The following is a 26,615-nucleotide window of genomic DNA, read 5'->3' as shown; positions in this document are numbered from 1 at the left end:
TAAAATAACTGGCATGGTGTTAGTAGCACTTTTTTTACTGTTACTGATCGGTCTACCATTCATAAGTGCCATTTGGAATCATGAATGGATCGCTATGATTGAGAAATTTTATACTGCTGGGGCCTTAGTATTTGGTGGTGGTCATGTTGTTTTACCTTTACTGGAAGCACAGTTTGTACAAAGCGGCCAAATTACTACGTCCGATTTTTTAGCTGGCTATGGTATGACACAGGCAGTTCCAGGACCCTTATTTACGTTTGCAGCGTATATAGGTATGGTCATTGCTGGTATTCCAGGAGCAATCATTGCTACTTTAGCGATTTTTCTACCTGCTTTTTTACTAGTCATTGGGACTCTTCCATTTTGGATTAGTTTAAGTCGTATTGCACGGCTCAAAGGGGCAATGGCAGGGGCAAATGCTGCAGTCGTAGGCATTTTAGCTGCTGCATTTATCCATCCAATTGTGACGCAAACCATTGTAAGCGGGTTAGATATTTGTATAGTCGCGGTCTTTATATGGTGTTTAATTCGTTGGAAAATGCAACCCTACATACTGGTGCTCTTAGGTATTATAGTGGGAATTGTTTGTTATACATGAAAAAACTGCACTTTCGATTGTTAGAGTCTAACTAACATTTGAAGTGCAGTTCGTTTTTGTGGAGACCAATCAAATATACATCATCTTAAGAGTGTTGAATTGCAAGCTCTCTAGATGGTTTCATAGCGTTCCTGCTATTGATTCGTTATAATGTAGAAATGGAAAAGACTTAACGAGAAAGAAGGGATGGCTATGGCGCGAGGTGTTTACATTCATATTCCTTTCTGTCATCAAATCTGTAATTACTGTGATTTCAATAAATTTTATTTTAAAAATCAACCAGTGGATGAATATATAGAAGCACTAGGGAAAGAGATGGCCCTAGTAACAAAAAAATATCCTGAGCATTTTCGTAACATCGAAACGATTTTTCTCGGTGGAGGGACACCAACTGCTTTATCTCCAAAACAATTGGACAAACTACTAACGTATATTCATGCGTATATTCCAATGAGTAGTGTGAAAGAATTTACATCAGAGGCCAATCCTGATGAACTGTCTGCAGCAAAATTGCAAGTATTGTTTGATGGTGGTGTTAATCGCCTGAGTATGGGTGTGCAATCATTTGACCAAGGACTGTTACAGAAGATTGGACGCACACATAGTAATGAACATGTCTACGAAACAATCGCTTTGGCAAAACAGCATGGCTTTCACAATATTAGCATTGATTTAATGTATGGGTTGCCTGGGCAAACGATGGCTCAATGGCGGGATTCATTAGAAAAAGCTTTTGCGCTAGATTTACCGCACTTCTCTGCCTATTCCCTTATTGTAGAGCCAAAAACCATTTTCTATAATCAATATGCTAAAGGCAAATTGCATTTACCGACTGAGGATCTTGAAGCGGATATGTATGATGTGCTAATGCAAGAAATGTCTTTACACGGACTTCAACAATACGAAATTAGTAATTTTGCAAAACCAGGTTTTCATTCAGAACATAATAAAATATATTGGGATAATGATGAGTATGCCGGTTTTGGGGCAGGTGCTCATGGGTACCTAGCGGGTATACGCTATTCTAATCATGGTCCATTGAAAAAGTATATGGATGCTGTTTTTGCAGAAGAGCTACCAATTGTACATGAGCATGAGGTAACACAAGCGGAGAAGAGAGAAGAACAAATGTTTTTAGGACTGCGAAAAACAGAGGGCGTTATGCACTCTATATATGAAGAGAAATTTAATGAGCCGATGAATGCACAGTATGAGCAAGTCATCGAAAAGCTAGAATCAGAAGGGCTTTTGGAACATGATGAGAGGGGAATTCGTCTTACGCGCAAAGGACGTTTCGTAGGGAATGAAGTATTTCAACAATTTTTGCTAGAAGATTGAGCGATATCGTTGACATAAAATGTGGGATTTGATAATTTAATAATAGTATTAGCACTCCTCTTAGTCGAGTGCTAACAGAGGTGATAATCATGCTAACAAATCGGCAGTTACAGATATTGCAAGTCATTGTAGACGACTTTATTGTGTCTGCACAGCCGGTAGGTTCTCGCCAAATCTCCAAAAAACAAGGGATTACATTTAGTCCAGCCACTATTCGAAATGAAATGGCGGATTTAGAGGAATTAGGCTTTCTAGAAAAAACTCATACTTCCTCTGGTCGAGTGCCTTCGGAAAAGGGTTACAGATTTTATGTAGATCATTTGTTGAGTCCACAAGGTATTAATTCGAAGGACATACAACAAATCCAATCAATTTTCAATGATCGATTAGTAGAAGTAGAGCATATTATCCGAAAGTCAGCCAATATTTTATCGGAGCTGACATCATATACTTCCATACTTTTAGGACCTGATGTTCAAAGGCATCGTGTCAAACGATTTTCAATTGTGCCTCTTTCGAGCGATACTGCAGTAGCAATTATCGTGACGAACAATGGGCATGTAGAAAATCGCATGTTCAACTTACCGCCTGACTTTACCGCTTCGGATTTAGAGAAAATGGTGAATATCTTAAATGAGCGCTTAATCGGTGTATCATTAGAAGATCTCCATAAAAGACTTGAGGCTGAAGTGCTGGCTGTGCTACAGCAGCATGTTCGATCAGCGGATGATTTTATTCGCGCACTCGTGACAGCCACTATGCAAAATCCAGAAAGTAAAATTTTCTATGGTGGTAAAACGAATATGTTTAACCAACCAGAATTCCATGATTTAAACAAAGTCCGTATGATTTTGGACTTAATGGAGACGACTAGCCAAGTGCAGTCACTTTTTCATCCGAACGAATCAGGTATTCATATTCGGATAGGCTCAGAAAATAAACAATTAGAAATGGAAAATTGCAGTGTCATTACTACTACTTATTCCATTGGTGATGATCAACAGGGAGCCATTGCTATTATTGGCCCAACACGCATGGATTATAAGCGTGTCGTGGCTTTATTAGACGTAATGCGCTTGGATTTAACACAGGCCTTTACGAAGAATCGTAGTGAATGATAATGAGGAGGATTCAAGTGACAGAAACAACTGAAAACAAAGATTTAGTACAAGAAGATGTACAAGCTGAAACGACAGAAGAGGAAGTAGCACAAGCAGAAGTTCAAGAAGAAGTTGAATTATCAATTGAAGAACAGTATGAGGCAAAGCTGGCTGAACTACAAGCCAAGCTTGATGACGAGGAAAACCGTCACCTACGCTTACGCGCTGACTTCGATAATATGCGTCGTCGTAATCAGTTAGACCGTGAGGCTGCTGAAAAATACCGCGCACAAAACTTACTATCTGATTTATTGCCAGTTCTTGATAATTTTGAGCGTGCCTTACAAGTTGAGACAACTTCGGAAGAAGCTGCATCTATTATTAAAGGGATTGAAATGGTGTATCGCTCTTTAATTGAAGCAACAGAAAAAGAAGGTCTGCAAGTTATTAAAGCAGAAGGTGAACCATTTGATCCAAATGTACACCAAGCTGTTATGCAAGAACAAGATAGTGAAAAAGAGACGGGTGTTGTCTTACGCGAGCTGCAAAAAGGGTATATCTTAAAGGATCGTGTGTTACGCCCTACAATGGTATCTGTGAACGAATAGTCCTTGTACTATTTAGTCAATTAAAATCAGTTAAAAACGCATCCCTTGCGTTGAAATAATAGGAGGAAATTTTAATGAGCAAAATTATTGGTATTGACTTAGGAACAACAAACTCTTGCGTTTCTGTACTTGAAGGTGGAGAACCAAAAGTAATTCCAAACCCAGAAGGAAACCGTACTACACCATCTGTTGTTGCCTTTAAAAATGGTGAACGTCAAGTTGGTGAAGTAGCGAAACGTCAATCAGTTACAAACCCTAATACAATCATTTCTATTAAATCAAAAATGGGTACAGCTGAAAAAGTAACAGTGGAAGATAAAGATTATACACCACAAGAAGTATCTGCTATGATTCTTCAATACTTAAAAGGCTACGCGGAAGACTACTTAGGAGAAAAAGTAACAAAAGCTGTTATTACAGTTCCTGCTTACTTTAACGATGCACAACGCCAAGCGACTAAAGATGCTGGTAAAATCGCAGGTCTTGAAGTAGAGCGTATCATTAACGAACCAACTGCTGCTGCACTAGCTTATGGATTAGACAAACAAGATCAAGATCAAAAAGTATTAGTATTTGACCTTGGTGGTGGTACATTTGACGTATCAATCCTTGAATTAGGTGACGGTGTCTTTGAAGTACTAGCAACTGCTGGTGATAACAAGCTAGGTGGAGATGATTTCGATGATGCAATTATCGAATATCTAGTAGCAGAATTCAAAAAAGAAAATGGTATTGATTTATCAAAAGATAAAATGGCTATGCAACGTCTTAAAGACGCAGCTGAAAAAGCGAAAAAAGATTTATCTGGTGTAACATCAACGCAAATCTCTTTACCGTTCATTACAGCGGGTGAAGCAGGACCTTTACACTTAGAAATCTCTTTAACTCGTGCAAAATTCGATGAAATTACATTACCATTAGTAAACCGTACAGTAGGACCAGTGCGCCAAGCATTATCTGATGCAGGTCTTTCAACTTCAGAAATCGACCAAGTTATTTTAGTTGGTGGTTCAACACGTATTCCAGCAGTACAAGAAGCAGTACGTAAAGAAACTGGTAAAGAACCTCACCGTGGTGTTAACCCAGACGAAGTTGTTGCAATGGGTGCTGCAGTACAAGGTGGCGTACTAACAGGTGATGTAAAAGACGTAGTATTACTTGACGTAACACCACTTTCACTTGGTATTGAAACAATGGGTGGTGTGTTCACGAAGTTAATTGATCGTAACACAACAATCCCTACATCAAAATCACAAGTATTCTCTACAGCAGCAGATAACCAACCAGCAGTAGATATCCATGTTCTACAAGGTGAGCGTTCAATGGCAGCTGACAATAAAACATTAGGTCGCTTCCAATTAGCAGACATTCCACCAGCACCACGTGGTGTACCTCAAATCGAAGTAACATTCGATATTGATAAAAACGGTATCGTATCTGTAAAAGCGAAAGACCTTGGTACAAACAAAGAGCAAACAATTGTAATCCAATCTGATTCCGGATTATCAGACGAAGAAATTGAGCGTATGGTAAAAGACGCAGAGGCGAATGCTGAGGCAGATGCTAAACGTAAAGAAGAAGCAGACCTACGCAATGAAGCTGATCAATTAGTATTCCAAGTGGATAAAACAATTGCTGACTTAGGTGAGCAAATTACAGAAGACGAGAAAAAATCAGTTGAAGATGCTCGTGATGAATTGAAAAAAGCACTTGAAGCTGGTGAATTAGAAGGCATTAAAGCAGCGAAAGAAAAATTAGAAGGCGTATTACAACCATTAGTAATGAAAGTTTACGAACAAGCAGCAGCAGCTGCTCAAGCAGCTCAAGGTGGCGAAGCAGGAGCAGACACTGGTGCAGGTAAAAAAGATGACGGTGTTGTAGATGCTGAATTCGAAGAAGTAAAAGACGATAAATAAGAGTTAACACAGTTAAGTGAAAAGCCAAAGACCGCTTGCGGCTTTGGCTTTTGTCATGATGTGAGAACACTTCACGTGAATGGCACCATTTATGGAATAGCTGCATACGTTAGCTGCTAGGAAGTAAAAAAACTCTATATTATAAGACAATTAGTTCGAAAAAAAGAGGCAGTTTTATCAACTGCATGTTACAATAGATTTTATGCAAACAGAGCGGAGTGTGAATCATGGAGAAACGCGATTATTACGAGGTGCTTGGTTTAACAAAATCGGCTTCAAAAGATGAGATTAAAAAAGCATACCGTAAATTATCAAAACAATATCACCCTGACCTTAATAAAGAGCCAGGTGCAGATGAAAAATTCAAAGAAATCGCTGAAGCATATGAAGTATTAAGTGATGACCAGAAAAAAGCTCGTTACGACCAATTTGGTCATGAAGATCCGAATGCAGGCTTTGGTGGTGGCTTCGGAGGCGGTGGCTTTGGCGGCTTCGAGGATATTTTCAGCTCATTCTTTGGCGGTGGAGGTCGCCGTCAAGACCCAAATGCGCCACGCAAAGGTGATGACCTGCAATATCGCATGAACATAAAATTTGAAGAAGCTATTTTTGGGAAAGAAACAGAAATAGAAATCCCGAAAGATGAAACGTGTGAAACATGTCATGGTTCAGGAGCTAAACCAGGTACACAGCCTGAAACATGTTCAACATGTAATGGTGCTGGACAAATCAATCAAGCAGTAGATACACCATTTGGTCGTATGATGAACCGTCGTACATGTTCAACTTGTCATGGTACAGGTAAAATCATAAAAGAAAAATGTTCAACTTGTCGTGGAGAAGGAAAAGTCCAAAAACGCAAAAAAATTAAAGTGACGATTCCAGCTGGTGTTGATGATGGTCAACAAATTCGTGTATCTGGTCAAGGTGAACCAGGTATAAATGGTGGACCTGCAGGGGATTTATATATTATGTTCCGTGTCCAAGGTCACAATGAATTTGAACGTGATGGGGACGATATTTACTTCGAGCTAAAATTAACATTCCCACAAGCAGCACTAGGGGACGAAATTGAAGTGCCAACAGTTCATGGTAAAGTTAAATTACGTATCCCAGCTGGTACACAGTCAGGCGCTCAATTCCGTCTAAAAGATAAAGGTGTTAAAAATGTTCATGGCTATGGTATGGGTAATCAATACGTAACGGTGAAAGTCATGACACCAGAAAAATTAACGGAGAGACAAAAGCAATTACTACGAGAATTTGCAGAAATTAGTGGCGATATTCCTGAAGAACAGGGTAGTTCACTATTTGATAAAATTAAGAAAAAATTCCAAGGTGAATAATTAGAGGAGCTGAAGAGCTACGTGAAGTGGTCAGAATTATCCATTCATACAAAAAATGAAGCGGTAGAAGCAATTTCGAATATTTTGCATGAAGCAGGTGCAAGTGGTGTTGTCATCGAAGATTCTGCAGAATTTGCGAAGCCACGTGAGGATCAATATGGTGAAATTTACGCGCTAAATGAAGAGGATTTTCCGAAAGATGGCGTGATTGTCAAAGCTTATTTATCGGAGTCTAGCTTTTTAAATGAAACTGTCGAAGAAATTAAAGCAGCTATCACAAATTTAACAAACTTTAACATCGATATCGGTGAAAATGTAGTATCCATTGTTGAAGTCAACGAAGAAGATTGGGCAACTGCCTGGAAGCAATACTACCATCCTGTCAAAATTTCTGAACGCTTTACTATCGTACCAACATGGGAAGATTATACGCCTGTTTCTACAGATGAATTGATTATTGAGTTAGATCCTGGCATGGCGTTCGGTACAGGTACACACCCTACTACAGTGATGTGTTTACAAGGACTTGAAAAAGTCATTAAAGAAGGGGATACAGTAGTCGATATTGGAACAGGATCAGGTGTATTATCTATTGGAGCAGCATTACTTGGTGCCAAAAGTGTGCATGCTCTCGATTTAGACGAGGTAGCTGTACGCTCAGCACAAGAAAATGTTGCCTTAAATAAAGTAGAAGATAAAGTAGCGGTATTCCATGGGAACTTATTAGATACAGTAAAAGAACCAGCAGATGTGGTTGTAGCTAATATTTTGGCAGAGATCATTATGTCCTTCACAGACGACGCTTATACAATTGTGAAACCAGGTGGATTATATGTCACTTCAGGCATCATCGGGGCAAAACGTGATGATGTAAAAGCAGCACTTGAAGCTTCAGGCTTCGTTATTGAAGAAGTATTATTGATGGAAGATTGGGTCGCTATTATTGCCCGTCGACCACTATAACATGATTGAAGAAGCGCCAAATCGTGAGCCGTGTGCTTGTGATTTGGCGTTTTCTCTACCAGTAGTAGAAAGGACTGTGTAGCATGCAACGTTATTTTATTGAGACAGCCATAGAAAATGCACGTATTAGTGGAGAAGATGCACGCCATATTGAGCGAGTGATGCGTATGAAACAGGGCGACAAAATCGTTGTTGTTGCACAAAATACAGCTCATATTTGTACAATTGAAGGGTTTGATAATGATGAAATCGTAATTGAAGCGACAGGTCAAACGATTCCTTCACCAGAGCTACCGATTCAAGTAACAGTAGCTTGTGGCTTGCCAAAGGGCGATAAGCTAGAGCTGATTACGCAAAAAGCAACAGAGCTCGGAATGTTTGCTTTATTACCATTTGAAGCCGAGCGTTCCATTGTGAAATGGGACAAGAAAAAAGGAGCAAAAAAGCAGGAACGATTACAAAAGATTGCTAAAGAGGCAGCTGAACAAGCTCATCGTACACATATTCCAGTAGTTTTTGAACCAATTGGATTTAAGCAACTGTTACAACAAATAGACCTTTTTGATGCCGTTTTTATCGCAGATGAAGAAGATGCCAAGGCTGATGAGCGGACAAGATTTGCGGACAAGCTAAAAAATGTCGATGATAAGAAATCAAAATCAATGTTGATTATTTTTGGGCCAGAGGGAGGCATCTCTCGTCATGAGTCTGAAGCTCTAATACAAGCAGGTGCTCAAACGATGTCATTAGGGCCAAGAATTTTACGTGCAGAAACAGCGCCACTATATGCGTTGTCTGCCATATCCTATGAATTCGAATAACAGTAATGTACAACTAACTATCAACAAGACCTAGAAAAAGCCACTTAAAAATTATTTTAAGTGGCTTTTTATTTAATTAGTATTTGAAGCGGATCGGTGTTAAATCCGTGCTATAAGTGGATTTATACATCTATGATTAAAGATATGTATCATTACTAATACATAAAGGATAGTCAAAGTCACCCCGGAAAATCACAGGCTCAAACATTCCAAATAAAATATGTAAGTGAACAAGTTCATTGTCCATACATAGATTTAATTGCGACATATTCTAGCGATAGAGAGCTCACTAATACTATAAATGAAATGAGGGGATTTTTTGAGTGAACAATTTATTAATCAGATTCAACCTTGTCCAGTAACATCTACTGAACAAATACCGTTAACGAATGAGATTACGCCGCTAGTCACTACACCGCTTACGACGCCAACTATTAAAATTCCAGTTGTACTGGCAGAACCAACACTGCAAATCGTTGTCGAGTCGGATATTACGCTTAGTCCTGCAGCAACAGAAATCAAACGAGTGAAAAAGCATGTCTTTCTAAATCAAGTGAAACTGGTACCGGTTAGCTTTGCACGGATTGCTGGCACGGATTTCTTTAGAGTAACACGAGCTAAATTATTTGTAGCAGGACATATTCGGAAAAATATTGAATATGCTTCATCAGCATGTAATGGAGCACTTCAGGATAGAATTGCTGATGTTCCGTTTTCAGGTTTTACAGAACTATTTTTCCCACAAGCAACTGGTGGCGCTACTCCAATCTTAGGTATTTCCGAGTTTGCGGAGGCAAACTTCCTTAATGAAAGAACGCAAATGGATGCTCGATTAGATAAGGCTTTCTTCCAAAATCTCGTTAAATACAATGAACAACCATTTGGTGAATTAGTAGCAGCCAACTTCTTTGAACTTGATTTTTCACCGATTATGGCAGCTCCTGAAGAAGCATTCAGCACATTACGTGAAAAAATTGTATTAGAACTTACTGTAAAAGTATTGCAAGTTCAACAAATCCGTTTGGGCGCTGGAAGTAGTGTAGTAACACCTGTTCTTCCAGGGCTTACTCCACCAGCAACACCAATTGTCCCTGAAATTATTCCTCCTACTGAGTCTTGTTAATATTTTTATGTAGTGGAGCAGATATGGTAACAATAAAGCTAATATAAAATCAAATATGTTGTCAGGCAGTTGAAAGTTCACTTTACTTGAACTTTTAACTGTCTTTTTTGCAATATAAAAGAACATGTACAATCATATCTCATGGAGGGGACTGTGACAAAAGTAGAAATAATGCATAATATGAATTGTAATTAGTATTGTAAGTTTCCGATCATATAACATGTTTTAAAGGAATTAATATCATCGCAACTGATAACAAAAAAAGTTTGTTTATTGTTGTGCTTTTTTTGTCAAATCATTATTTGGGAGTGAACGAATGGCAACTCCATGGATTAACTTTAGAGAGATGAAGGAAATATCCTCTAAACAAAATAAATATAGTGAGTGGACGTATCAGACTAAAATAGATCACGAATCACCATTAGAACCTACTTATAACGGAGATACTAATGCATTTGATGAAATAGGGGATATATCAATACTTGCAGAGGAATCCACTTTAACAGACCATGTAATCTCTAATGAAGAGCTACCCATACTTACTGATACGATTATTGAGGAAGAACACGAACATCATCCAAATTTTGAGCACTTCAGGGAGGATGCTAGCTTAGCTGAACAATTAGCATCTAATGAAGAGCTACCAATAGATAAAGAAACAAATGTTGCGCAAGAAAAAGACCATCCCCTAGCTATCAGTGAGAGCCACACAGAAGTGATCTTAACGGAACAATTAGCTAACCATGAAGAGCAATTCATATATATAGACGACCATCTCCAAGCGAACGATGGAAGTCTCCCGGAGGAACTGACAATAACCGAGCAACTAATCATCCATGAAGAACAACCTCTATTTACAGAAACCAATTCTGAGGAAGAATACGACCACCCCTCACATATCGAGAAGTGTCTACCGGAGGAACCAACCATATCAGAGCAACTCACCTCCAATGAAGGGCTTCACATACCTATCGAACCGATAGTAGAGGAGAACAACGAACAATTTCAACATATCGATGCGGACCATGTCGAGGATTTAATTAAAGATCAGATAGCCTCCAATCAAGAACTAGCAAGTCCTACAGAATCAAATGATACGGAAGAAAATGACTATCTACCAAATAGTAATGAGAACGTGTCTGAAGAACAAGGTTTAACAACTCAAGCAGACAGTAATCTAAAATTCCCCAATAAAGCTCTTCCTGAGGTTGAACATAATATACATATAGATGACATAGAAAAATTAAAGTCAAACAATCCACCAGATCTTGATAAGGCGAGTCCAACCTCTAAACAAGGGGAAGTATACACCACAACCAAAAAAAGTCCCTTTTCCACCTTTGTAGAAATTACCGATTTTCTTCATGCTCCTATTTATGGTGAAAATGTTCAACAGTTTACATTTGAATTTCTTGATTTACAAGACGATCTAACACCTCAACTTGAAACTAAGTTATTCCACACGATTAGGGATTACCCTGAACAACCTAATTATCGTTTGGTTCGCTCCAACATTAATCAAATGATTTCTTTAATAAGGACTGATAAAAATGATAAAAAAAATAAGTATCGTCATCCGTGAAAATCAGGAGTAGTTCCCTTACATAACTCGCAAACAATTCACAAAGGAGAAACTAACTCTTATTCCTCTGATTCTTTTATACATATACGAGTTCCTGTTGTGCTAGGGGAATACAAAATAGAAATATGTATGGAGGAATATATAGCTTTTGATGAAGGTATTAAAGAAGTTAAAGAGATCACAAATGAGGTGCTACTGTCCGATTATAGATTTGTACCTATTTATAAATCTCAGACATCAGATAATGGAACATGTACGGTATTAAAGGGGAATTTATTTATAGAAGGTTATATACAGCACAATATTGAGTATACAGTGTCTAATAAGCCCATTGAGACAGACATTCATCCCAATCAATTGTGTCAAAATATAGTATTAGAATTAGTTATCCATATGCTACAAGTCCAAAAAATTAAAGTCTTATTTGACGGGGAAGGTTTTGGAGGATTATAGAAATTTATCGCTCAACTCAAATAAAATGAATGAAAAACTAATATATACGTCTATGTATAGATTTAATTGCCACATATTCTAGCGATAGGAGAGCTCTCTAATACTAAAAAAATGAAATGAGGGAAATTTTTTGAGCGATCAATTAGAAAGTCAATTTCAACCTTGTCCTGTAACATCAACTGAACAAATTCCATTAACGAATGAGATTACACCCGTAGTCACTACACCAGTTACAACACCAACTATTAAAGTTCCGGTTGTACTGGCAGAACCAACATTGCAAATTGTTGTCGAGTCGGATATTACACTTAGCCCTGCTGCAACAGAAATCAAACGAGTGAAAAAGAATGTCTTCTTAAATCAAGTAAAACTAGTACCAGTTAGCTTTGCTCGTATTGCTGGCACTGATTTCTTTAGAGTAACAAGAGCTAAATTATTTGTAGCAGGACATATTCGGAAAAATATTGAATATGCTTCATCAGCATGTAATGGAGCACTTCGAGACAGAATTGCAGACGTACCGTTTTCAGGTTTTACAGACCTTATTTTCCCACAAGCACCTGGTGGAGCTACACCAATCCTAGGCATTTCCGAGTTTGCGGAAGCGAACTTCCTTAATGAAAGAACGCAAATGGATGCACGATTAGATAAGGCATTCTTCCAAAATCTCGTTAAATACAATGAACAACCATTTGGTGAGTTAGTAGCAGCAAACTTCTTCGAACTTGATTTTTCACCAATTATGGCAGCTCCTGAAGGAACATTCAGCACATTACGTGAAAAAATTGTCTTAGAACTTACTGTAAAAGTATTGCAAGTTCAGCAAATTCGTCTTGGTGCTGGCAGCAGTGTAATAACGCCAGTTCTCTTAGGACTTACACCTCCTCCTAGTCCTTGATCATTGCTAGATTAGAGGAAAGCAGAACGACTTATAATATACTAACAAAGCTAGTAGTACAAACAGATATTTGTTTGTACTACTAATTTTCTGATTGTAGGATAGATCAATAAAAGTGTATTTAGTTGGACTAATAATAGAGTATAAAATTGAATTTGAGGATATATGAATCGATGTTTACTTTTGGTAATCTTTCGAAGCAATTAATGTACAATATGATTTGTCCTTAATGATATTTGAATGAATAGCAATAGAATGATATCCATTCAATGAAAAAAGGGTGCCTATAAAAATTGGCAACCCCTTTTTTTCAATATTAATTAACTGTTTCTAAAACACGTACAAATTGTCCTTTTGAGTGAGGGTAGCCTGCTTGTGTAATTTTTACTTTTACAAGTTGTCCGATTAGATTTTCTGGACCCTCAAAAACTACTTTTAAGTAGTTGTCTGTATAGCCTGTTAGAAGGCCTTCTTCTTTACTGCCATCATGCACAAATTCTTCAGGAATAACTTCTAGCACTTGATCTTCAAAACGAGAAGCATACTCTTTTGCTAGTTGATCGTTTAAAGCGATGAGTCGATGGACACGTTCATTTTTAATGTCTTCATCAATTTGATCTTCCATACGTGCAGCTGGAGTTCCTGTACGAGGAGAGAATGGGAAAACGTGTAGCTCAGAGAATTTATGATCACGGATAAAGTTATATGTGTCCATAAACTCTTCTTCTGTCTCGCCAGGGAACCCAACGATTACATCGGAAGTAACAGCTAAATCAGGTAGAGCCTCATGTAATTTTGTTAAGCGCTCACCAAAGAATTCCATTGTATATTTACGACGCATACGTTTTAATACTGTATCAGAACCAGATTGAATCGGAATATGTAAATGATTCACGACAATCTTTGATTCACGTAGTACTTCAATTACTTCATCCGTTAATTGACTAGCCTCAATAGATGAAATACGAAGACGCTTTAAGCCTTTCACATTAGCTTCTAAATCACGTAGTAATTGAGCAAGATTATAATCTTTTAAATCTTGTCCATAGCCACCTGTATGAATACCGGTTAAGACAATTTCAAGATAACCAGCGTCAACTAATTGCTGTGCTTGATGTAATACTTCTTGTGGGTCACGAGAACGCATTAAGCCGCGCGCCCAAGGAATAATACAAAATGTACAGAAATTGTTACAGCCTTCTTGGATTTTTAATGAAGCACGTGTACGGTCTGTAAATGTAGGTACATCCAATTCTTCGTATACACGGTTTTTCATAATATTACGTACAGCATTAATCGGTTGACGTTCCGCACGATATTGTTCAATATAACCAAGTAATTTCGTACGATCTTGTGTTCCGACAACGATATCGACACCAGGGATAGCCATAATTTCTGCAGGGGATGTTTGAGCATAGCATCCTGTTACACAAATAACTGCATCCGGATTTTGGCGGATTGCTCGACGAATAACCTGACGAGATTTTTTATCTCCAGTATTCGTAACTGTACATGTATTAATGACGTAAACGTCTGCCTGTTGATCAAATTCTGTACGATCATAGCCTTCTTCTTTAAACAGCTGCCAAATTGCCTCTGTTTCGTAATGATTTACTTTACAACCTAGAGTATGGAAACTCACGATTTTTGATCGCTCGTTACTCATAATATATATCATCCTTTCAATTCACATTACCTTGTGTTTGCAACATTTAAATAGTTTTTTGGTGTACATATTTTAGATACGTGATTTATGATAACATAAACCTTATGAAATCAGTACATATAAGATTTTTTTGTGAAATAATTAAGTGATTTGCTTCAATATAGTCTTCTGATAACTTCTGTGTTCTTAAAAGTTTACATTTCAGCTTTTATTATATAGAAAGAAATTAGACGCCAACGTGAAAAAATGATATGATTCGAAGAGGTACGTACATCTTGCTTAGTGAAGGAGCGTTTAACAATGGAACAAAATTTTGCGCGTATGATTGATCATACATTATTAAAGGCTGAGGCAACAAAAGAACAAATTGAAACATTATGTGCAGAGGCTAAACAATTTAATTTTGCTTCTGTTTGTGTAAATCCAACGTGGGTTAAACACAGCAGCGAGCTATTACAAGGTTCAGACGTTTTAGTTTGTACCGTTATTGGTTTCCCATTAGGTGCTAATACACCAGCTGTTAAAGCATTTGAAGTAAAAGATGCAATTGCAAACGGTGCAAAAGAAGTAGATATGGTTATTAATATCGGCGCATTAAAGGATAAGAACTACGAACTGGTACAAGCTGATATTGCGGCAGTAGTGGAAGCAGCAAAAGGTCATGCACTTGTAAAAGTGATTATTGAAACTTGTTTATTAACAGATGAAGAAAAAGTGAAAGCATGTGAACTAGCGGTAGCTGCGGGTGCTGACTATGTGAAAACATCTACAGGTTTCTCTACTGGTGGCGCAACAGCAGAAGATATTGCGCTTATGCGTAAAACAGTAGGTCCTGAACTGGGCGTTAAAGCTTCAGGTGGTGTTCGTAGCTTAGAAGACATGAAAAAAATGGTGGAAGCTGGTGCTACGCGTATTGGGGCAAGCTCTGGTGTGGCCATTATGAACGGTTTAATTGCTGATTCTAACTATTAAAATTCGTATATCGATTGGCCACAAGCTAATACAATTTATTGTAGGAGCTTGTGGCTTCTTTGTGTGCAATTAGAATAATATTTTTTTCTTCACATATACTCCACTGATGAATGTGAATCAGGAAGGAGGATGCCATGTTTACACAGTATAAGTATTGGAAGCCTTATATTAGCCCCTTTGATCCCTGTAAGCCCATAGAAGTAAAGTATTATTCAACGCCACCACAACTATATATGGGTTTTCAACCACCCGGACTACCACAATTCCAAACCCCAAGGGAAGCTTTAATGGCTGGAACACTATGGCCCCAATTATTTAGCCCATACCCAATTCCCCTAAAAAGGAGGGATGAAGCATGACTAAAAAGATGCCACCAGAATTTTATAAACAATTAGAAGAAATTCAGGCAATTGATTTCGTCATCGTTGAATTAAACCTCTATTTAGACACCCATCCACACGATTATGATGCCATTCAGCAATTTAATGAAAATACAGAGAAAAGTATGAAGCTCAAAATTGATTTTGAACAAAAATATGGACCGCTCATGAATTTTGGGAGAAGTTATTCGAATTATCCTTTTAACTGGATTGATACACCATGGCCATGGCAAGTCTAATCTAAAGACTAGGAGGAATAATCTTTGTGGTATTACGAAAAAAAGCTCCAGTATCCGGTGAAAGTTAGTACATGTAATCCAATGCTTGCTAAGTTTTTAATAGAGCAATATGGAGGAGCAGATGGGGAACTGGCAGCGGCCCTTCGCTATATGAACCAGCGCTATACCATTCCAGACAAAGTGGTAGGGCTCTTAACCGATATAGCGACTGAGGAATTTTCTCATTTAGAAATGATTGCTACGATGATTTATAAGCTAACAAAAGACGCTACGCCAGAAATGCTAAAGGAAGCGGGTCTAGGGGATCATTACGTGAATCATGATAAAGCATTATTTTATCAGAATGCTTCAGGAGTACCATTTACAGCAACCTATATTCAGGCTAAGGGAGATCCTATTGCGGATTTGTATGAGGATATTGCGGCTGAAGAAAAAGCGCGTGCCACATATCAATGGATTATCGATTTATCAGATGATACGGATTTAAATGATAGCTTGAAGTTTTTACGTGAACGTGAGGTTGTCCATTCCCAGCGTTTTAGAGAGGCAGTAGAAATTTTAAAAGATGACAGAAATCAGAAGAAAATTTTCTAAGACAAAAAATGGATGGCTGTATTCAAGTGAACTTGAAACAGCCTTTTCTTTGCTATTGAATGTTGGAAAATAAAGTAAGATCTTCTCGATGACCGATCATCACCAATAAATCTTCCTTTTCAATAATTTGCTCTGGAGAAGGAGAAATAATAATTTCACCTTCACGCACAATCGCAATCACACTGACGTTATATTTTGCACGTAAATCTAAATCCCGTAAATTATGCCCAGCCATTTTGGAGGGAATCATAATTTCTTCAATACTGTATTCCTTGGATAGTTCGATATAATTCAGCATATTGGGGGATAGTAGCTGATTTGCCACGCGCTCTCCCATATCTCGTTCAGGATAAATAATCCAATCAGCACCAACTTTATCTAAGACTTGCCCATGTCTTTTACCAAGTGCCTTTGCAATAACCTTTTTGATTCCTAGCTCTTTTAATAAGGACACAGTTAAAATACTAGACTGCATATCGTTACCGATTGCCACAATGACACAATCGAAGTTTCCTATACCAAGGGATGTTAAAGCTTTTTCTTCTGTTGTATCAGCTACTACTGCATGGGTTACATAAGGTTCTGCATCCTCAACTCTTTCTTCATTTACATCAATTCCTAATATTTCTTGTCCCGCTTCATGTAATCGTCGGGCGACACTTGTTCCGAATCTTCCTAAGCCTATTACGGCATATTGTTTGATTGCCATAGATCACACACTCCTCTAATTTGATTATCCAATCATAATATTTCCTTTTGGATGTCGAAAAGCCTCTTTTTTTCGTCGTTTTGTAATGGCGAAAGCTATAGTTAATGGACCAAGTCTTCCAGCGAACATTGTCAAAATAATAAGAACACGACCACCTGGTGTTAGTTCTGGCGTTAGTCCCATCGAAAGACCAACAGTAGCAAAGGCAGAGGTAGCCTCAAATAAATACATCATGAAGCTATGCCGTTGTTCAATAATACTAAGAAGAATTGTCACAACTATAACAATCATGGCGCCACACATTGTGACAGTTAACGCTTTTAAAATGGTTTCGTTGACAATTCGACGTTTAAATAAAACAACATCTTCTTTCCCTCTGATTTGTGACCACATGGTAGCTACTAATACAGCGAAGGTTGTAATCTTAATACCACCAGCAGTGGAACCAGACCCAGCTCCTATAAACATTAAGAGAATGATTAAAAATAATGTGGAATGGGTTAAGTCACCAATTGCAAGAGTATTGGACCCAGCTGTTCTTGGTGTTACAGCTTGATAAAAAGAACCTAATATTTTGCCCCACTCAGATAATGGACCGATTGTTTTTGAATTGCTATATTCAAATAAAAAAATCAAAATGGTTGCGCTAGCAGTCAATAGAAGTGTAGTCGCTAAGACAATTTTTGTATGGACGGAGAGCCTTTTTGTCTTTCGATATTCATACAATTCATTCATGACAATAAATCCTAAGCCACCAATTGTAATTAGCGCACAAATTGTCAAAACAACAAATGGGTCATCTACGTAGGATGTCATTCCGTTAAAACCACCCATTAAATCAAATCCTGCGTTGTTGAAATTAGAAATGGCATGAAAAAATCCAAAATAAAAAGCTTTTCCTATCGGCATGTCAAATGAAAAACGAATAGTTAAAATAAGGCCGCCGATTATTTCAATTAACGCTGTAAAGAGCAATATTCTTTTTACTAATTTAACAAGACCAGCAATCGAAATATTATTGAATGCTTCTTTTAGCAACAATCTTTCTTTTAAAGAAATTTTCTTTCCAAGTATTAAAAATAATAAAGTTGCAAATGTCATAAATCCTAGGCCACCGATTTGGATTAATGATAATATCACCAATTCTCCAAAAATGGAAAATGTATCTCCTGTATCCACAACAATCAACCCTGTGACACAAGTTGCAGAGGTAGCGGTGAATAATGCATCTAAAAAGGGTAGTCCGTTCCCATCCTCAGTGGAGAAAGGCAGCGTTAAAAGAAACGTCCCTATCACAATAATCAATGCAAAACCAAGTACGAGAATTTTGGGAGGATTTAATGTATTTTTAAAATTGTTCATCGTGTTCTCCTTAATCTTTTATTAAACGGCATAATAAAAAGACCTACTAAAAAAGCATGCACAGGCATAGAAAAACATGCTTTTAATGGTGGTCTTGTATGACCTCCTTCGCTTTAGCCGACGAAGTTAGCTGACGGGTAGGATGGCGAAAGAGATTCTCATCCCTTCTGCAATAGCAGAATTAACCCCAAAAGATTGGGTCCTCCGTTCTCAACGTTTGAGATTTGGCCGATATGAAATTGAATGTGATTATTCTACGCCCATATTCTATTTTTTGTAAACCCCTTAATTAATAGGAAAATGTAATTATTTTATATTGTGAGCGAAATATTCATTAATAATTCGAGCAAAAATAAAACCAAAAATTCACTTGATATTTTCGCACACTTTCTATTGACCATTATTAGACAATACGATATAATTTTTTAGTACACAACAGAAGGTTATTTGCCTAATTGTGTATTGACGTGTGTTCGGAGGGAGGGAAAGAGAGATGTCAAAAACTGTCGTTCGCAAAAACGAATCGCTTGAAGATGCTCTTCGCCGCTTCAAACGTACTGTATCAAAAAGTGGTACAATTCAAGAAGTTAGAAAGCGCGAGTTCTACGAAAAACCTAGCGTAAAACGTAAAAAGAAATCAGAAGCTGCACGTAAACGTAAGTGGTAATTTAATTTCCCATTAAAAATCCCTACGTTCATAACACGCAATTGTATGATTCACTGAGCAGACAAAGTTATACCTGAGATTAATCACAATGTTGATTAATTTCAGGTATTTTACATTGCTCATTCTTACGTACATAAGAAAAAGCCGAATGAAATCAAGTTGATTCATTCGGCTTTTTTGTACATACTAAGTGTTGGTATTTGGAATAGAATTAAAGAAGTTAATAAACTTTTAAGATTTGTGAAACTTTTCGCATGATAGACCGTATATAAGAGGAGAAGCATGTTAGAAGGGAGGGAAAAAGGTGCGAAAACGGAGAATCCTCAGCTATCTATTAGTAATATGGATGACTTTTTTGTTAGCGTTTCCATTAACTTCGGCTTTTGCAAGCAGTAAGGTCTACCAGGTTCCTATTCATAATGAAGTAGAGCGAGGACTTCACGCATTTTTAGAACGAGCTTTTAAAGAGGCTGAAGAAAATAATGCCGAGGCCATTATCTTAGATATACATACGCCTGGTGGCTTTGTAAATGCAGCAAGTGATATCGCCATGCTTATGGATGCCTCGGATATACGTAAGATTGCTTTTATTAATAAGGATGCCCATTCAGCAGGTGCTTTTTTAGCATTACATGCGGATGAAATCTACATGGTACCAAATGGAACAATCGGTGCAGCAGCGGTCATTGATTCAGCTGGGAATGCAGCAGATTTAAAGGCAAATAGTGCCTGGCTTGCTCAAATGCAAGCAGCAGCAGAAACATCTGGGCGTGATCCAAAGTACGCTTTAGCAATGGCTGATTCTAATTATGACCTGCCTGAATATCGTGCGGAAGGGAAAAACTTGTTAACTTTATCAGCCTCTGAAGCATTAAAGGTCAAGTACTCTGAAGGAACAGTTAAAAATTTTCAAAAGCTATTAGAGGTAACCAACCTGAATGGTAGCGATGTTGTTTCAATCGAACCGACCTTTTCTGAAAAATTGGCTCGTTTTATTACAAATCCAATCATTGTCCCGATTTTATTATCAATCGCAAGTTTAGGACTTGTGATGGAGCTCTATTCGCCAGGCTTTGGCGTTCCAGGTATAATGGGGTTATCAGCACTTGGTTTATTTTTCTTCGGACATATGGTTGCAGGCTTTGCGGGTTATGAAACATTATTGTTATTTATTGTTGGTTTAGCGCTTGTAGTTGCAGAGTTTTTTGTCCCCGGTGGTATTGTTGGTATTTTAGGTGGCGTATTAATAGTGCTAAGTCTGATACTGGCAGGTGCAAATATGATGCAAATGATAATAGCAATTCTCATTGCGTTGGTGATAGCGATGATAGGAATGGTGATTCTGATGAAATTTTTCGGGAAAAAACTGCATGTCTTAAACAAGCTTGTGTTAATGGATGCAACTACGACTGAGGAAGGGTATGTGTCCAATGTGAATCGCACAGAACTGCTAGGTAAAGTGGGGAAAACGCTTACGCCACTTCGTCCAGCAGGTACTATGGTTCTTGGTAATGAACGCATTGATATTGTTTCTGAAGGTGGCTATATCGATGTAAATCAACATGTAGAAATTATTAAAGTAGAAGGCTCACGTATTGTTGTGAGACGAACAGATAAAGAGATGGAGGAATAGAAAATGGGATTTGATTTAGCTCTAATTGGTCCAATTGCTGGATTGGTTATTTTATTCATAGTTCTCGCGGTATTCTTTACCTTTGTACCGGTAGCACTATGGATTTCTGCACTGGCTGCAGGTGTTCGTGTTAGTATTTTCACATTAATTGGGATGCGTTTACGTCGAGTAATTCCTTCTCGAATTGTCAATCCGTTAATTAAAGCACATAAAGCAGGTTTACCTGTTACAATCAATCAACTTGAGAGTCACTATTTAGCAGGTGGTAATGTAGACCGTGTTGTTAATGCGTTAATTGCGGCTCATCGTGCCAATATTGAACTTTCGTTTGAGCGTTGTGCTGCGATTGATTTAGCTGGTCGAGATGTATTAGAAGCAGTTCAAATGTCTGTTAATCCAAAAGTTATTGAAACACCATTTATTTCAGGTGTAGCAATGAACGGGATTGAAGTTAAAGCTAAAGCTCGTATTACAGTACGTGCCAATATCGAGCGTTTAGTCGGTGGTGCTGGAGAGGAAACAGTTATTGCCCGTGTTGGTGAAGGGATCGTTTCGACAATCGGTTCGGCTACCCATCATACTGAAGTTTTAGAAAATCCAGATATGATTTCACAAACCGTTTTATCAAAAGGTTTGGATTCAGGGACAGCCTTTGAAATCTTATCCATTGATATTGCTGACGTAGATATCGGTAAAAACATTGGTGCAGAATTACAAATTGAACAAGCACAGGCGGATAAAAACATTGCGCAAGCAAAAGCTGAGGAACGTCGTGCGATGGCTGTTGCCAATGAGCAGGAAATGATTGCGCGTGTTCAAGAGATGAAAGCGAAAGTAGTAGAAGCGGAGGCGGAAGTACCGCAAGCGATGGCTGAAGCATTACGTTCTGGTAATCTGGGGATTATGGATTATATGAACTATCGTAACATTCAAGCGGATACTGCAATGCGTGACTCGATTTCAAAAGTAAGCACAGATAAACCTGAAACGAATGAACCGAATGTTTAATAACGGAAAGGAGCGGAACTAAACATATGGAACAATTAATACTCTTTGCCATAATTGCTATAGTCAGCTCTATTTTCGGAAAATCAAAAAATAAAAAGCCTCAGAAACAGATGCCTCCTTTTAATAAAGACACAATGGTTGAGCCACCAGTAACGGAGGAAACGCCACATCGTACAGGGAAAGCACAAAGCTTTGAGGATTTTGCGCGGGACTTTATAGGCGAATGGATTCCTGAAAATCAGAAAGCCGAAGAGCCTAAAGTAGAAGCGCAGAAGAAGAAGGAAGTTCCAAGCTATGTTGCTCCGCCTGTCATTCAAGCGGATGTACCTAGTCGTTCTTCTAATCGAGAAAATAGGGGACGTCTTGCTGCTGGGAAAAAAGAGGCACACACAGCAGTTGAAATACCAGCAACTTTTCGTTTGCCTCAATCTAAAAATGAGCTCGTGCAAGCAATCGTGATGGCTGAAATATTAGGTCCGCCAAAAGCAAAACGAAAATAACTAGCATGTCCTCCTTTTTCGCTGCATATATTGCCGAAGAAGGAGGCATTTTTTATGAAAAAATTGTTTCAATTAACGCCGCTACTTGAATTGTTAGAATATGAATCATTAAAAATTATTGGACCCTACCGTTTTATCCATGCAGATGCGACGACTTGCTCGTTTGACTATGCAGATTATCATATCACTGTTAATGCAGAATCAGTGACTATTAACGCTCTTAAGGAAGAAATGCTTCATCTCACGGTAAATAATCTACAGGAGATTCATATGAAAAAGACAAAGAATATGGGTGTGAGCTAAATGTGGAATAATCGGCCAATCATTGTACGTATAAAGCGGCATGAAAATGTTCATCCTTTTATTCAAGCATTGCATGCTCAACATATTCCGTTAAAACGTGTAGTCTTTCGTGAGCAAGAAGTTTCCTTTGAAACAACGATGCATTATTTACCGAAAATTCGTCGCGTTCGTAGACGCTTTCGCTTAAAAATGGCTGTTTTTTATGCAGATGAGCTACAAGTTTTACGTGCACAGCTTTGGACTTTGCTTGGTTTAGCCTTGATGATTGTCATTCCAATCCTATGTGCACAAGTCATTTGGCGGGTGGATATCGAAGCAGCGACGCCAGAATTAGAGCAACGGCTAGGCAAGACCTTTCAAAATACTTTTCAACTAGAAACACCACTCTCTAAAAAACAGTTACCTTCTAATACTGCCATACGTCAAAAACTGTTAGAACAACACCGAGAGCTATCATGGGTGCATATTGATAAACATGGTGGAAGGGTCATACTTAGACCACAGGAGTCACCGAAACAAACAGAGCAAACAAATGAGAAATTAGCCTCTCATTTAGTAGCGACTAAGAGCGGAGTCATTACGCACTTTAATATTAAGAATGGTGAACGAAAAATTTCAATAAACGATACAGCCTATGAGGGGGATGTCCTCGTAAGTGGCGTAATAGAAAGTGGTACAGATCAGGTTTTTGTTGGTGCGAAGGGAGAGGTTTATGCAGATTATTGGTTAGAGTGCTCCTTTAAAATTCCGACGAAAATTACAATGGAAACTGTCCAACAAAAGCAATGGCGAGTATTGGTGAAGGGGATACATCAAGAAAAAGTTGATTATGTACAAAAAAAGGATTTACCGAATTGGTTAGACCCCTATGTTTCAATTGTAGAGGAACAGCAGACGAAAACTGTACAAGTTGAGCTTGATGAATCGAAAATAGAGACATTACTTCTCCCTCTATTGCATGAAAAGGTGCTACGTTCGTTGCCTGAAAAAACGATTATCAAAAAAGAAAACCTTTTACAGGCAAAGTGGGGGAATGGTACAGTTGAAGGGAAAGTTCTATTTTTAGTCAATGAAAACATTGCAAGTCCAATACAAGGCCTACAAGGAGAATGATTATGTCAGAACAGTTAACTGTATTACAAGTGGATAATCCAAATGAAGCGGTTATGCTACTCGGTATTTCCGATGCAAATATGAAATTAGTTGAAGAAGCACTGAATGTTCATATCATTACACGAGGTGAACAAATTCAACTTGCGGGTGAAGAAAATGCTAAGGAACAGGCAACATTTCTTCTGCATGCCTTATTGAAGGTCATTCGCAAAGGAATTAATATTGATCAACGTGATGTCACAACAGCTATTGAAATGACACAAAAAGGAACAATCGAATATTTTGCAGAACTATATGATGAAGAAATAGCCCGTACGACGAAAGGTAAGTCGATTCGTGCAAAAACAATTGGTCAACGAGAATACATACAAGCAATCCGTCACAAAGACGTTGTTTTTGGTATTGGTCCTGCCGGTACTGGGAAAACGTATTTAGCGGTAGTCATGGCAACACAGGCACTTAAAAATGGACACGTGAAGCGTATTATTTTAACTCGCCCTGCTGTTGAAGCAGGAGAGTCTTTAGGATTTCTGCCTGGTGATTTAAAGGAAAAGGTAGATCCATATCTACGACCTCTCTATGATGCTTTAAACGACATTTACGGAGCAGAACAGACGCAACGACTAATTGAACGTGGAACAATTGAAATCGCGCCTCTAGCCTATATGCGTGGTCGTACATTAGATGATGCCTTTGTTATTTTAGATGAAGCACAAAATACAACCCATCAACAAATGAAAATGTTTTTAACACGTTTAGGGTTTGGCTCTAAAATGGTCATTACAGGGGATAAAACGCAAATTGACTTACCTAAAAATACAGAATCTGGTTTAATCGTAGCTGAACGTACATTAAAGTATGTCAAATCAATACATTTCCAAGTATTAGAACAAGGCGATGTCGTACGTCACCCAATCGTAGCCAAAATCATCCAAGCCTACGAAGAACAGCAACTTTAGAATTGCAAAGCAATTCTAAAGTCTGCCCCGAAAGCGAAGCGCCAGGGGCAACGAGTTTTAAAGAAGTCTGCCCCGAAAGCGAAGCGCCAGGGGCAACGGGTTTTAAAGAAGTCTGCCCCGAAAGCGAAGCGTCAGGGGCAACGGGTTTTAAAGAAGTCTGCCCCGAAAGCAAAGTGCACTGGGAAATGGGTTGTCGACGAATGTCGTAAACATAAAATCAATCAGTATATGGAAAAAAATGTGACAGCTATACGAAAATGTATAGCTGTTTTTTGCTTTCTTATTACATTTTTCGAGAAAAATGTATGTTGAATTGGTATGATAGTAGGTAGATAGAGGAGGTGCCAGATGGAGAAACAACTTCGAAAATTTACAGAGTTTATCGGTTTTCGCTACTTTATTATCATTATTCTCATTTTAACAGGTGGCCTACAATTTGCGTTTATGTATGGCAATGTTAAAGGAGTTACATATGATTTCAAACCATTACAGCTTGCGCCTGAAACCGTACGATCTACTAAAACGATTGAAGATACTTATAAGACACAGCAAGAGCGAGAAAAAGCAGCAAATGCGGTGGATTCGGTCTATCAATTTTCGGAGGATGTCGCCAAGCAAAGAGCAGCGATTGTAACATCATTATTTGACTATGTACTAGAAGTAAAAAAGGATGTTGCAAGTAGTAAGGAACCTATTCCCATTGCCGACCAAGTTACACAGCTTCGCAAAAAGTTTGAATCCATAGATGAAGACCAGATGCCTTTAATCTTTACAGATTCGCAGTTAGAAGCTTTATTAGTGCAAAGTGAAGAAGACTTAAATAGAACAAGTACGCAATTATCCAAATTTGTAGAGGAATATTTACAAAAATCCATTCGACCAGAAAATGTCTTTGTTGCTCAAAATGATTTTGAGACAAAGATTCGCGGACAACGAGGGTATCCAGATAAAATATTCAATACAGTGGTGTTAATAGGACGGACAAGTATTATTGAAAATGAAACAATCAATGAGGAACAAACAAAAATTCGAAAAGAACAGGCAAAGGAAAGTGTAGAGCCTACACGAATTTTACAAGGTCAAATTATTGTGCAGGAAGGTCAAATTATTGATAATGAGGCGTACCGTCAACTAGAGCTATTGGGGATGATTAGTAATAAAGCTTCCTTAAAGCCAATTGCAGGACTGATTATTCTCACTTTACTGCAAATGATGTTCATGTATATTTTATTTGAGCGTTGGGAGGCGGACGAACGAAAAAAACGCAATGCGCTTTTAGTAACAGTAATTGTTTATAGTTTGTCTATACTGCTCATGAAGTTTATTAGCTTAGTGTCTGGCGGCTTTGATGTAACGATTGCCTTTTTATTCCCTACGGCATTAGCTACAATGCTAGTAAGATTGTTAGCGGATGAGCGAGCGGCTGTTTTGATTACAGTGATGACAGCTGCTTCAGCTGGGGTTATTTTTCAAGAAGGCTATTCATCGGTAATGCAGATGGAAATTACGTTGTATATCATTTTCGGCGGATTTGCCAGCCTATTCTTTTTACGTAGTGTTGAGAAGCGCTCACATATTTTACATGCGGTTGGTGTGATTTCACTTGTAAATATGGCTTTTATCGCCTTTTACTTATTAATGACACAATCATCCTATGGCCTACCAGAATTAATGTTTTATTTTATTGCAGCAATGTTATCTGCTTTACTTTCAGGGGCCTTAACAATGGGACTTTTACCATTTTTTGAATCAGCCTTTAGCTTA

The 26,615-nt window shown here is 38.1% G+C and carries 25 protein-coding genes, 1 pseudogene and 1 riboswitch; of the genes and pseudogenes, 23 read left to right on the top strand and 3 right to left on the bottom strand.

Going from position 1 to position 26,615, the window contains the following annotated elements; genetic code table 11:
* The 11 genes and pseudogenes from RT445_RS12585 to RT445_RS12530 all read left to right on the top strand — a co-directional run.
* A partial coding sequence (locus tag RT445_RS12585; RefSeq protein ID WP_313470661.1) for a chromate transporter occupies window positions 1-598 on the top strand: 598 nt, incomplete at its 5' end.
* Window positions 599-790: 192 nt separating this feature from the next.
* Window positions 791-1,936, top strand: coding sequence for a radical SAM family heme chaperone HemW (gene hemW, locus RT445_RS12580; protein WP_274793821.1), 1,146 nt, complete (start codon window positions 791-793; stop codon window positions 1,934-1,936).
* Window positions 1,937-2,025: 89 nt separating this feature from the next.
* Window positions 2,026-3,054: a heat-inducible transcriptional repressor HrcA gene (gene hrcA / locus RT445_RS12575; protein WP_274793820.1), complete on the top strand. Its 1,029-nt coding sequence runs from the start codon at window positions 2,026-2,028 to the stop codon at window positions 3,052-3,054.
* A gap of 17 nt (window positions 3,055-3,071) precedes the next feature.
* Complete coding sequence (gene grpE / locus RT445_RS12570; protein WP_274793819.1) at window positions 3,072-3,644, top strand: nucleotide exchange factor GrpE; 573 nt, start codon at window positions 3,072-3,074, stop codon at window positions 3,642-3,644.
* 74 nt (window positions 3,645-3,718) lie between these two features.
* Complete coding sequence (gene dnaK, locus RT445_RS12565) at window positions 3,719-5,560, top strand: molecular chaperone DnaK (RefSeq protein WP_274793818.1); 1,842 nt, start codon at window positions 3,719-3,721, stop codon at window positions 5,558-5,560.
* A 227-nt stretch (window positions 5,561-5,787) separates the two neighbouring features.
* Window positions 5,788-6,906: a molecular chaperone DnaJ gene (dnaJ, locus tag RT445_RS12560; protein ID WP_274793817.1), complete on the top strand. Its 1,119-nt coding sequence runs from the start codon at window positions 5,788-5,790 to the stop codon at window positions 6,904-6,906.
* Between the two features lie 21 nt (window positions 6,907-6,927).
* Complete coding sequence (gene prmA / locus RT445_RS12555; protein WP_274793816.1) at window positions 6,928-7,869, top strand: 50S ribosomal protein L11 methyltransferase; 942 nt, start codon at window positions 6,928-6,930, stop codon at window positions 7,867-7,869.
* An 83-nt stretch (window positions 7,870-7,952) separates the two neighbouring features.
* Complete coding sequence (locus RT445_RS12550) at window positions 7,953-8,690, top strand: 16S rRNA (uracil(1498)-N(3))-methyltransferase (RefSeq protein ID WP_274793815.1); 738 nt, start codon at window positions 7,953-7,955, stop codon at window positions 8,688-8,690.
* A 319-nt stretch (window positions 8,691-9,009) separates the two neighbouring features.
* A complete protein-coding gene (locus RT445_RS12545; protein WP_274793814.1) occupies window positions 9,010-9,813 on the top strand; it encodes a CsxC family protein in 804 nt (267 codons plus the stop codon).
* 316 nt (window positions 9,814-10,129) lie between these two features.
* A pseudogene (locus RT445_RS12540) lies at window positions 10,130-11,848 on the top strand (BC_2427 family protein).
* 130 nt (window positions 11,849-11,978) lie between these two features.
* On the top strand, window positions 11,979-12,746 hold the full coding sequence (locus RT445_RS12530) for a CsxC family protein (RefSeq protein WP_274793812.1): 768 nt from the start codon (window positions 11,979-11,981) through the stop codon (window positions 12,744-12,746).
* Between the two features lie 316 nt (window positions 12,747-13,062).
* Here RT445_RS12530 and mtaB read toward each other — a convergent pair whose 3' ends face one another.
* Entirely contained in the window at window positions 13,063-14,412 is a 1,350-nt protein-coding gene (mtaB, locus tag RT445_RS12525; RefSeq protein WP_274793811.1) for a tRNA (N(6)-L-threonylcarbamoyladenosine(37)-C(2))-methylthiotransferase MtaB, read from the bottom strand.
* 300 nt (window positions 14,413-14,712) lie between these two features.
* Between mtaB and deoC the strand changes: the two genes are divergently transcribed.
* From deoC to RT445_RS12505, 4 genes are all read left to right on the top strand, one after another.
* A complete protein-coding gene (deoC, locus tag RT445_RS12520; protein WP_274793810.1) occupies window positions 14,713-15,384 on the top strand; it encodes a deoxyribose-phosphate aldolase in 672 nt (223 codons plus the stop codon).
* 134 nt (window positions 15,385-15,518) lie between these two features.
* Window positions 15,519-15,743, top strand: coding sequence for a spore coat associated protein CotJA (locus RT445_RS12515; protein ID WP_274793809.1), 225 nt, complete (start codon window positions 15,519-15,521; stop codon window positions 15,741-15,743).
* Entirely contained in the window at window positions 15,740-16,003 is a 264-nt protein-coding gene (locus RT445_RS12510; RefSeq protein ID WP_016994107.1) for a spore coat protein CotJB, read from the top strand. Before RT445_RS12515 ends, RT445_RS12510 begins: the two co-directional genes overlap by 4 nt.
* A 24-nt stretch (window positions 16,004-16,027) precedes the next feature.
* Window positions 16,028-16,597 (top strand): manganese catalase family protein, encoded by a 570-nt coding sequence (locus tag RT445_RS12505; RefSeq protein ID WP_274793808.1) that lies wholly within the window; start codon window positions 16,028-16,030, stop codon window positions 16,595-16,597.
* Between the two features lie 52 nt (window positions 16,598-16,649).
* Here the strand turns inward: RT445_RS12505 and RT445_RS12500 are convergent, their stop codons facing one another.
* Window positions 16,650-17,306 (bottom strand): potassium channel family protein, encoded by a 657-nt coding sequence (locus tag RT445_RS12500; RefSeq protein WP_274793807.1) that lies wholly within the window; start codon window positions 17,304-17,306, stop codon window positions 16,650-16,652.
* Between the two features lie 24 nt (window positions 17,307-17,330).
* Window positions 17,331-18,668: a TrkH family potassium uptake protein gene (locus RT445_RS12495; RefSeq protein ID WP_274793806.1), complete on the bottom strand. Its 1,338-nt coding sequence runs from the start codon at window positions 18,666-18,668 to the stop codon at window positions 17,331-17,333.
* A gap of 100 nt (window positions 18,669-18,768) precedes the next feature.
* Window positions 18,769-18,908: riboswitch (cyclic di-AMP (ydaO/yuaA leader) on the bottom strand.
* 253 nt (window positions 18,909-19,161) lie between these two features.
* Between RT445_RS12495 and rpsU the strand changes: the two genes are divergently transcribed.
* From rpsU to RT445_RS12455, 8 genes are all read left to right on the top strand, one after another.
* Window positions 19,162-19,335: a 30S ribosomal protein S21 gene (gene rpsU, locus RT445_RS12490; RefSeq protein WP_004227078.1), complete on the top strand. Its 174-nt coding sequence runs from the start codon at window positions 19,162-19,164 to the stop codon at window positions 19,333-19,335.
* 304 nt (window positions 19,336-19,639) lie between these two features.
* The gene (locus tag RT445_RS12485) at window positions 19,640-20,968 is read left to right on the top strand and encodes an NfeD family protein (protein WP_274793805.1); all 1,329 of its coding nucleotides are present in this window, start codon (window positions 19,640-19,642) and stop codon (window positions 20,966-20,968) included.
* Between the two features lie 3 nt (window positions 20,969-20,971).
* A complete protein-coding gene (floA, locus tag RT445_RS12480; protein WP_274793804.1) occupies window positions 20,972-21,976 on the top strand; it encodes a flotillin-like protein FloA in 1,005 nt (334 codons plus the stop codon).
* Between the two features lie 26 nt (window positions 21,977-22,002).
* Window positions 22,003-22,476, top strand: a complete 474-nt coding sequence (locus RT445_RS12475) for a hypothetical protein (protein ID WP_274793803.1) — start codon at window positions 22,003-22,005, stop codon at window positions 22,474-22,476.
* Between the two features lie 54 nt (window positions 22,477-22,530).
* Window positions 22,531-22,779: a hypothetical protein gene (locus tag RT445_RS12470; protein ID WP_274793802.1), complete on the top strand. Its 249-nt coding sequence runs from the start codon at window positions 22,531-22,533 to the stop codon at window positions 22,777-22,779.
* On the top strand, window positions 22,780-23,892 hold the full coding sequence (locus tag RT445_RS12465) for a sporulation protein YqfD (RefSeq protein WP_274793801.1): 1,113 nt from the start codon (window positions 22,780-22,782) through the stop codon (window positions 23,890-23,892).
* Window positions 23,893-23,894: 2 nt separating this feature from the next.
* Window positions 23,895-24,851 (top strand): PhoH family protein, encoded by a 957-nt coding sequence (locus RT445_RS12460; protein ID WP_274793800.1) that lies wholly within the window; start codon window positions 23,895-23,897, stop codon window positions 24,849-24,851.
* Between the two features lie 348 nt (window positions 24,852-25,199).
* A partial coding sequence (locus RT445_RS12455; RefSeq protein WP_313470657.1) for a phosphohydrolase occupies window positions 25,200-26,615 on the top strand: 1,416 nt, incomplete at its 3' end.

This window comes from Lysinibacillus sp. (assembly GCF_032093475.1).
GTDB classification, from domain to species: domain Bacteria; phylum Bacillota; class Bacilli; order Bacillales_A; family Planococcaceae; genus Lysinibacillus; species Lysinibacillus irui.
The sequence above is the reverse complement of the archived record's forward strand: the minus strand, read 5'-3'. Positions and strand labels throughout refer to the sequence as shown.

Bases quoted from the DNA above. Each gene is read 5' to 3' on its own strand.
- hemW (WP_274793821.1), top strand. From the start codon at position 791: ATGGCGCGAGGTGTTTACATTCATATTCCTTTCTGTCATCAAATCTGT.
- hrcA (WP_274793820.1), top strand. From the start codon at position 2,026: ATGCTAACAAATCGGCAGTTACAGATATTGCAAGTCATTGTAGACGAC.
- dnaK (WP_274793818.1), top strand. From the start codon at position 3,719: ATGAGCAAAATTATTGGTATTGACTTAGGAACAACAAACTCTTGCGTT.
- dnaJ (WP_274793817.1), top strand. From the start codon at position 5,788: ATGGAGAAACGCGATTATTACGAGGTGCTTGGTTTAACAAAATCGGCT.
- RT445_RS12550 (WP_274793815.1), top strand. From the start codon at position 7,953: ATGCAACGTTATTTTATTGAGACAGCCATAGAAAATGCACGTATTAGT.
- mtaB (WP_274793811.1), bottom strand. From the start codon at position 14,412: ATGAGTAACGAGCGATCAAAAATCGTGAGTTTCCATACTCTAGGTTGT.
- deoC (WP_274793810.1), top strand. From the start codon at position 14,713: ATGGAACAAAATTTTGCGCGTATGATTGATCATACATTATTAAAGGCT.
- RT445_RS12515 (WP_274793809.1), top strand. From the start codon at position 15,519: ATGTTTACACAGTATAAGTATTGGAAGCCTTATATTAGCCCCTTTGAT.
- RT445_RS12510 (WP_016994107.1), top strand. From the start codon at position 15,740: ATGACTAAAAAGATGCCACCAGAATTTTATAAACAATTAGAAGAAATT.
- RT445_RS12500 (WP_274793807.1), bottom strand. From the start codon at position 17,306: ATGGCAATCAAACAATATGCCGTAATAGGCTTAGGAAGATTCGGAACA.
- RT445_RS12495 (WP_274793806.1), bottom strand. From the start codon at position 18,668: ATGAACAATTTTAAAAATACATTAAATCCTCCCAAAATTCTCGTACTT.
- rpsU (WP_004227078.1), top strand. From the start codon at position 19,162: ATGTCAAAAACTGTCGTTCGCAAAAACGAATCGCTTGAAGATGCTCTT.
- floA (WP_274793804.1), top strand. From the start codon at position 20,972: ATGGGATTTGATTTAGCTCTAATTGGTCCAATTGCTGGATTGGTTATT.
- RT445_RS12475 (WP_274793803.1), top strand. From the start codon at position 22,003: ATGGAACAATTAATACTCTTTGCCATAATTGCTATAGTCAGCTCTATT.
- RT445_RS12470 (WP_274793802.1), top strand. From the start codon at position 22,531: ATGAAAAAATTGTTTCAATTAACGCCGCTACTTGAATTGTTAGAATAT.
- RT445_RS12465 (WP_274793801.1), top strand. From the start codon at position 22,780: ATGTGGAATAATCGGCCAATCATTGTACGTATAAAGCGGCATGAAAAT.
- RT445_RS12460 (WP_274793800.1), top strand. From the start codon at position 23,895: ATGTCAGAACAGTTAACTGTATTACAAGTGGATAATCCAAATGAAGCG.